Annotated in this window: 5 protein-coding genes; 2 read left to right on the plus strand and 3 right to left on the minus strand. The window is 56.2% G+C overall.

Going from position 1 to position 8,170, the window contains the following annotated elements; all coding sequences use genetic code 11:
- Positions 1-54: 54 nt before the first annotated feature.
- From B2R17_RS27220 to B2R17_RS27230, 3 genes are read right to left on the minus strand one after another with little or no spacing between them, the layout of a single operon-like run.
- Entirely contained in the window at positions 55-1,044 is a 990-nt protein-coding gene (locus B2R17_RS27220; protein ID WP_286766463.1) for a hypothetical protein, read from the minus strand.
- Positions 1,037-2,449 (minus strand): DUF1501 domain-containing protein, encoded by a 1,413-nt coding sequence (locus B2R17_RS27225; protein ID WP_286766464.1) that lies wholly within the window; start codon positions 2,447-2,449, stop codon positions 1,037-1,039. The genes B2R17_RS27220 and B2R17_RS27225 overlap by 8 nt, the downstream gene beginning before the upstream one ends.
- An 18-nt stretch (positions 2,450-2,467) precedes the next feature.
- Complete coding sequence (locus tag B2R17_RS27230) at positions 2,468-5,749, minus strand: PSD1 and planctomycete cytochrome C domain-containing protein (RefSeq protein WP_286766465.1); 3,282 nt, start codon at positions 5,747-5,749, stop codon at positions 2,468-2,470.
- A gap of 265 nt (positions 5,750-6,014) precedes the next feature.
- Between B2R17_RS27230 and B2R17_RS27235 the strand changes: the two genes are divergently transcribed.
- Entirely contained in the window at positions 6,015-6,986 is a 972-nt protein-coding gene (locus tag B2R17_RS27235; RefSeq protein WP_286766466.1) for a DUF2062 domain-containing protein, read from the plus strand.
- Positions 6,983-8,170: TIGR03545 family protein (locus B2R17_RS27240; RefSeq protein WP_286766467.1), on the plus strand; the 1,188-nt coding region annotated here is incomplete at its 3' end. The genes B2R17_RS27235 and B2R17_RS27240, both read left to right, overlap by 4 nt.

Raw genomic sequence — 8,170 nt, forward strand, 5'->3', positions numbered from 1 at the left:
CCGGTGAGGAACCGGAGGGCTCGCGCGCTGCCGCTACTTTGGGCGAAGGATCGCTCAACGTGACGCGTCGTGAACTTCCGCGAGTTTCCTCCTTAGGTCACGCACTCGGTCTTGGATGATCAGCGGCAGCTTGCTTCGTAATTGGTTGCGACCGCCGAACCAATCAACCGGTTCATGAACGACCAATTTGGCTTGCACGACCGTTGCATCGGTATCGGATCCCGCAATGTCGGCCGGTAATCGCGTGGCGGTGATCAAACCACCGAGACCTCGATACGGTTTCGCGTCGCCGGTGACTTCCTCGCCCAAATCGTTTCGTTCAATCGGGCTCCAGGAATTGTCAAAACGCGGGTCCATTTGCCATGCGACGGTCACAAAATCATTCGGTGAACCTTCGATGCGTCGTTCGGTTTCCGCGTGGATCACGCCTGTGATCAGGACTCGGTCTAGCAACGGGAATCTGACCCGGCCAAACGATTCCGATTCCGCGTCAAGAGTGATGCCGAGTTTGGAAAGTTCCTCTGCGGTGACCTTGTTCGCCTCGCCGGCTTCTTCTTTATCAGTCGCATCGTCAGTGTCATCGGCTTCGTTGCTGAGGCCCAGCAACGATTGAAGCGTGTCGGAATCTTCGATCAAATCAATCGGTGCGTGCACAACAAACGCGACGTCGAGCAGGTGTCCAATTCGTTGACTGTCTGGATTCGTGATTGAATCCATGTCGATTGCGATGGGAGCCACCACGGAGTCGCGAATGAAACGTTGGATGCCGCCGGCACGAGCCAGCGTGTCCAACTGCTTTCTGACTTTCGCGGAATCAACTGGTTCACCGGAGGAATCAATGAACGCGAGACTCGGGATCTTGGTCGTGACATCGTCGGTCAAGCCGATGCCGCCACTGCGCATTTGATGAAACAACGCGTTGTCGTCTTCGGCGTTTGCCGATCCGGCATGCACAACGAGCGTGCTGGCCAAAGCCAAAGCGAACAACCGCGGAAGGGTTCGCTGTCTTCTATTCGTGAAAGTTTGCAGCATCCGATCACGCATTCTTCATAATCGGTTTCAGGACACGAGCGGGTTCGACCCCGGTCAAACGTACGTCGAGCCCCTGGTACTTGGCTGATAACTTCATGTGATCCAGTCCGCAGGTGTGCAGCATCGTTGCATGCAAATCGCGAACGTGGGTTTCCTCGCCGTCTTTCAAATAACGGTAGCCGAGTTCATCGGAGTTGCCATAGGAGATACCGCCCTTGATGCCTCCGCCTGCCATCCACAACGAAAATGCGTTGATGTGGTGGTCACGGCCGGAGCCTTGTTTCATTGGAGTTCGTCCGAACTCGCCGCCCCAGATGACCAGCGTGTCGTCGAGCATTCCGCGACGTTTCAGGTCTTGAATCAATGCCGCGGAAGCTTGGTCGACCGCTTTGGCACTGTCCTTCATGCCGACTTCCAGATTGCTGTGGTGATCCCACGCACGATGGTAGAGCTGGATGAACCGAACGCCGCGTTCAGCCAACCGCCGAGCCATCAAACAGTTGCTGGCGAATGATCCATCACCGGGCTTGGTGACTCCGTACAGGTCCAACGTCTCTTGCGTTTCATCGGACATGTCGGCGAGTTCCGGCACCGATGTTTGCATGCGAAACGCCATTTCGTATTGGCTGATCCGAGTTGCAATTTCGGAATCGCCGCGATCGGCCAGCAAGTCTTGGTTGAACGCGTTGACGGCTTCGATGGTCGCTCGCTGAGTCGTGTCGGTGATGCCGCCGGGCGGACGAACATAGTGGACCGCGTCGCCTCGCGATTGGAACTGAACGCCTTGGAAACGGCTGGGAAGGAAACCGGCTTTCCATTGACGAGCCGAAACCGGTTGAGCCCCGTGACGGCCTTGGCTGGTGAAAACGATGAAGCCAGGCAGGGAATCGGTTTCGGCACCCAAGCCGTACAAGAACCACGAGCCCATGCTGGGACGACCCTTTTGGATCGATCCCGTGTTCATGAACGCGTGAGCCGGGTCGTGATTGATTTGTTCGGTGTGCATCGATCGGATGATGCACAGGTCGTCGGCAACCGATCCGATGTTCGGAAACAGTTCGCTGATTTCGAGACCAGATTGGCCCCACTTTTTGAATTTGCAAAACGATCCGCGGGCGACAAGTTTGGAACCTTGAAGCTGCGCGAGTTGTTGACCATCGGTCATCGAAGCCGGAAACGGTTGGTCGTTGATCTTGTCCAGTTCCGGTTTCGGGTCGAGCGATTCAAGGTGGCTAGGGCCGCCAGCCATGCAAAGGTGAATGACCGTTTTCGCCGTGCCGGGAAAGTGTGGCTGGGGCGTATCCGTTTGGCTGGCTTGGCTTTCGCGAGCAAGCATCGAACCCAGCGCGGCCATGCCGACGCTGTAGGTGCCGCTCTTGAGAAAGCTACGCCGCTGAATAGTTGGGAAAGAATTCATGATGTGTTTTAGCGAGGCTTAGTAGCGGGTGATGGTTTCGTGCAGGTTCAAAACGATGCGGGCCGTTGCGGTCCAGGCGGCCCACTCGGCGCGATCGGCTTGCGATAGCGATTCGTTGTGGCGTGTGGCGGACTGGCCAATGCTGGTCAGTTGCACCGACAAAGCTTCGTCGGCGAGGAATAGCTCACGCTGTTGGTTCAAAAAGCTCGTGAGTCGTTCGATCTCTTCGCTGGTCGCATCGCGTTGAAGGGATCGTCGAACCATCGTTCGCAATCGCGTTTCGTCCGACTCCTTCTGCTCGATCATGTTCCACGCCAGTTCGCTGGCCGCTTCGATGAACGTCGGATCATTGAGCAACGTCAACGCTTGCTGAGGCGTGTTCGCGTTGGCTCGAATCGCGACGCAATCTTCGCGACTGGGGGCGTCAAAGTTGGCAAGCATCGGGTGCAAAAACGTTCGCTGCCAGTGCATGTAAATTCCGCGCCGGTATTGATTGTCACCCGCTGTCGAACGGTAGCTGCGATTGGGGAATTGCAAGTTCGAGTAATAACCATCGGGCTGATAGGGTTTGACCGATGGGCCGCCGATCTCGAGGTTCAGCAACCCCGAAACCGCCAACGCGTTGTCGCGAACGATCTCGGCTTCCAAACGACGTGGTGGGTGATAGGACAGCAAACGGTTTTCAGGATCGATCTCCGATAGCTCTGGTCGAACGCGACTGTCTTGCTGATACGTGCGGCTGGTTAGAATCAAACGAGTCACGTGCTGCAGATCCCAACCGGAATCGATCAGTTCGATCGCGAGGTAGTCGAGCAGTTCCGGATGCGATGGCGGATCGCCTTGAGCACCCAAGTCATCGACTGCCGCGGTCAATCCAACGCCGAAGAATTGCTTCCAAAGTCGGTTCGCGACAACGCGGGCCGTCAACGGATTGTCGCGATGCACAATCCAACGAGCCAGATCCAAGCGGGTCAGACGTTTGGCTTCGGCGTCTTTGTCGTTTGCATCTTTGGCAGTCTCGATGCCATAGCTACCGAGGAAAGCCGGTGTGGCGGGCTCAACCACGTCGCCAGATTTGTCTTGCCAATTGCCACGTGGCAAGACTCGCATTTCCATCGGTTCGGTTGCTTGCGTGATCATCGTCCAAGTCCGCCCGTCGCGGCAGGCGAGATAGCGGTCACGCCAGTGTTTAATCGCACCCGCATCTTTGGCTTGTTTGGGATTGGACATCATCCAGCTCAACAACGCGTTGGATTGGCTGATCGAGTCGCAGATTTGAATCGCTTCCAATTCCGCAGCATCAAACGGCCGCATCCGGATCAACGGCGATGCCTCGAACCTCACCTCGGTGTCGCCAGCCAACCCTTTGATCTCCGCGACCAAGGATTGACCTTCCTTCAATTGCAGCGGTCCTGCCAGTTCAAACACCGCTCGCATCGGATCGTCGACGTGTTTGGATTGATCGATCATGAACTGATGCGGGCGTTGCTTCACCGCGCGCCCGGCAGCGTCGGTCGCCGGGACGGACCAGCGTGACGCGACATTCTGCTGAGCCACCGTGCTGGAAAACGAAGGCAACCAGCGGTTGGCTCGTGCGAAGGAAACGGAAACGTTTGTGCGATTAGGTTTTGCTTCTTCCTTTTTCTCGTCCTTGGGTTTTTCTGAACCGGAGTCGTCCGTTGCCGGTGGTTTGATCTCCTCGATGTAGAAGCGGACTTCGACATTTTGAGGGGACTGGTTCGCCGCCGTCAGCAGACTGACTTGGATCGATTGAGGCGGCAGTGATCCGAGCGAGATCGATTCACCGTCGGCCGTCCAAGCTTTTAGGTTTTTGTCCTTTGACGGCGCGGAAGTCATCGGAAGCGACTGCCACCCGTTGGCTTCTCGTTCGAGCCAACCGTTGACGTTGTTCAGCCAATCATTCGCTGAATTCTTTTGGTCGTCGGACAGGGCCGCCAATTGCGAACGAGCCAAGTCGATGAGTTCTTGTTTGGCTTGCGTCTGCTCCCGCAGCAACGCTGGGCTGCTGACCTCGATTTCTGGTGGGAAGGGGAAGTTGTTGTTGTATCCCTTCAGGTCAGGGTTTGGCGTGTATCCATAATCGCTGTAGACGCCCCACTGTTCGATGTCAGCGAAGAACGCTCCGAGTGAATAGAAGTCTTTCGCGGTGAACGGATCGAATTTGTGATCGTGGCATTCGGCGCATCCTGTGGTCAGCCCCATCCAAGCCATGCCGACGGTGCGGACGCGGTCGGTTGCGTACTTGGACAAGTACTCACCGGGTTGAGCACCGCCTTCGCGAGTGACCATGTTCAAACGATTGAACCCTGACGCGATCAAGTCATCCGTCTTTGGGTTGGGAAGCAGGTCACCGGCGAGCTGCTTCGTCGTGAACTCGTCAAACGGCATGTTGTTTTGGAAGGCTTCGATCACCCAATCGCGATAGGGAAAGATGTGTTGGTTTTGGTCGCCGTGGTAGCCCACCGTGTCGGCGAATCGGACCAGGTCCAACCAGAACGCTGCCATGCGTTCACCGTGATGCGGGTTCTCGAACAGTTCGTCCAGCTTCTGATCAATGAGAGATGACCGAGCGTCGGTTACCTGCATCTCTCGAGCACGAGAGAAGAAGTCTTGCGTTTCCTCCCAAGTTGGCGGCAACCCGACCAAGTCCAAGTGCATTCGCCGAAGCAGTCGGTCCGGTCGCGCGGGGCCGGAGAGATCGTGACCTTTCGCCAGCAGGCGGGCTCGCACGAAAGCATCCACCGGATGAACGTTCTTGCCTTCGACGTTTTCATCCCACTTCGTCAGATCCGGGACATCGGGGCGTCGAATCGGGCTGAATGACCAGTGTTCTTCGTATGGGGCGCCCTGAGCGATCCACGCTTTCAACAATTCCTTTTGCTTTTCGGTCAGCGTTTTGTGCGAATCCGGTGGTGGCATCACCAGTTCAGGATCTTCGTGATCGATACGTGCGACCAATTCGCTGCCATCGACATCCTCGGGAACAATCGCGGCGTAGTCGATTGCTTCCTCGCGAACATCCAGCCGCAATCCGGCTTGGCGATTGTTCTCATCCGGACCGTGACAGAAGTAGCAGTTCTCGGAAAGGATCGACCGGATGTCTTGATTGAAAGAGATCTCAGGTTCGTCAGCGGAAGCATTCAGCAACCAGGGGCCGCTTAGCCCGAGCAAACAAACGGTCGTCCACCGTAAAAAATCAAAAGGAAGCGATCGGAAATGCATGGATGGAGAAACCACGGTGAATGGCAGGTTGGGAAGGAAGGTGGGCGGGAAACTCATTGTAACAGATCGACTCAAGATATCAGCGAAACCGTCTTGGTTCCGTGAGCTTCCAAGAGATCAAAGGCGGGAAAGAAGTCGCGTGAAACTCAATAGAGTCCATCGATCAGACGGGCCGCCCATTGACGCGTTGCGATGCGTGATTGGCCGATTGGTCTGGCAGCACCGAATTTGCCGGTTGTACTAAATAGTTGTCCTCGAGATGCCGATGATGACGAGGATTCCAGTTGTTACATCCATCGATCAGCCGCGTGGGCCGAGTTTTATGATTCTGTTTTCGATCAAGCTGCTCAGCAGTCTTCGCAAAGCGATCGCGGGGAGGAAATATCCTTCTCAGCTCGCCTGGGGATTAGCGTTGGGTCTTCTCATCGGCCTGATCCCACACGGCAACTTGTTGGCAGTTGCTTTGGTGTTCGGAGTCCTGATGTTGCGTGTCAATCACGCGATGGTCGCTCTGACCGCGATCGGGGTGACGATGGTCGCACCTCGCTTGGATCCGATTTCAGATCAATTTGCACAGTGGTTCTTCGCTCAAGAAGGCGTCTCAGAAGTGATGGCCCAAGCGTGGGACTATCCGCTGGTGCCTTGGACGGATCTGAACAACACCGTCGTGATGGGCAGCTTTCTGATCGGACTGATTTCGCTGGTTCCTGCCTTCGCGATTTCTTACCCGATGTTCAAAGCAGTGTCGGGCAACTGGAAAGAAGACGACGACCTGGAAGACGATGTTGTTGTAACGCCCGCTCGCAAACGACGTTCAAAAGAAACAGAGCAACACTTCGTTGACGCTCTGCACACCAAAGTCACTGAGCCGCACTTCACGCCTGAACCGGCGCGAGCTTCGGATTCGTCGACCGACGATGCGGTTGGATTTGATGCCGAAGCAAGCTCCGGACGCGTGTTTGATTTTCGCCGCGTCGATGCTGCTGAACCGGTCCTGGCAAAGATCTCGCCGTACCGAGATGAACGGGCCGATTCGAAACGAGCCTCCGCTGCGATCGACGCACCTGCGGGCGACGTATCCTCCAAACGCAACACAACTCATATCGAAGTCCTCGACGCGGAATCCAATCCGCAAACGATGTCGAACGAGAATTCAGTGGCATCGGGGAACTCGGGAGCGGGCAATTCCAATCGCCCGGGCCTGACCACGAACGACGACCAACACAAGATCGATGAAGCGCTCAGTTATCTGCTTCGTCAATTGCGCGATTCGCAAGACAAGGATGCAGCATGATTCGTTGGAGATTCTTACTGACACGGCTTATCGTTGTCGCGACCATCTTGATGCTGCTGTTCTGGGGCCTCGGCCCGATGGCCAGCTACATCACGGTTCGCGGGTTGGAAGCCTCGACGGGAGCCCGAGCCGATATCGGTGCGACTCGCGTTGGGTTGTTCCCACCTCAGATCCAGTTCGATTCGGTGCATGTCGCTGATCCGCGTGATGACAAGGAATTTCGAAACGCTTTCCAAGCGGACTCGGTGAACTTGGTCATCGACGGCGATGCGTTGCTTCGTCGACGCTGGGTGATTCGGCAAGGCAGCATCGCTGGTTTGCAAATCGGAACGACTCGCGAAACGAGCGGACATCTGGAAGAAACGCCAGACGAAACGGAAGCGTCCGGCCCGTCCGTGATCGGAAACTTGCTTTCATCGGCAACGAACGGGCTGAGTGCTCGTGCGGAAGAGATGGGCAAGGATCTCGAAACCGTTCGCACCGGCGAAGAAATTCGTCGTCGCTGGAAAAGCGAGTACGAACGTTTGGTGAAGCAAACCAAAGAGTTGGAAGAACGGGTCGAAACCATTCGCGAAGCAGCCAGTGGCATCGACAACCCGTTGCGAGATTGGCCGGAGTTGCAACGCACGTTGGCTGAATCGGAAGCCGCTCGCGAACAGTTGATTTCGTTGCGCAACGCAATGAACGCGATGCCCGATCAAATGAAGAGCGACCTGGCTCGTTTGGAAAAGGCAAAGCAAGCCGACCTCGACAAGGTCGACGCGTTTGTGCCAGGCGACCTGAGCGAGTCAAAGAACTTTGGCGTCGATTTGGTCGGTGCCGAGATTCGACGTTCGCTCACGCAATTGCGCGATTACCTCGACAGCGGTCGCACACTTGCGAACTACACCGTCGTTGCACCCGATACCGAACGAGTTCGCGGCGAAGACTACGACTTCCTCGGACACAACCGTCGTCCGGAATTGATGATCCGTCACTGTGACGTCAGCGGCACCATGCGTGCTGATGGCAAAGTCTTCACACTGACCGGCGTGGTCGAGAACATGACACCGACTCCGGAACTGTTGGCTGATCCAACGCGAGCTCGCTTGCGATTGGAAGGTCCCGAGACCGTTGACGTCGACTACGTTCGCGATCGTCGACAAGGCGAACAACTCGATCGTCTGACACTTCACTGGCCTCAA

The sequence above is a fragment of the Rhodopirellula sp. UBA1907 genome (genome assembly GCF_002337565.1).
Classification (GTDB): Bacteria; Planctomycetota; Planctomycetia; order Pirellulales; family Pirellulaceae; genus Rhodopirellula; species Rhodopirellula europaea.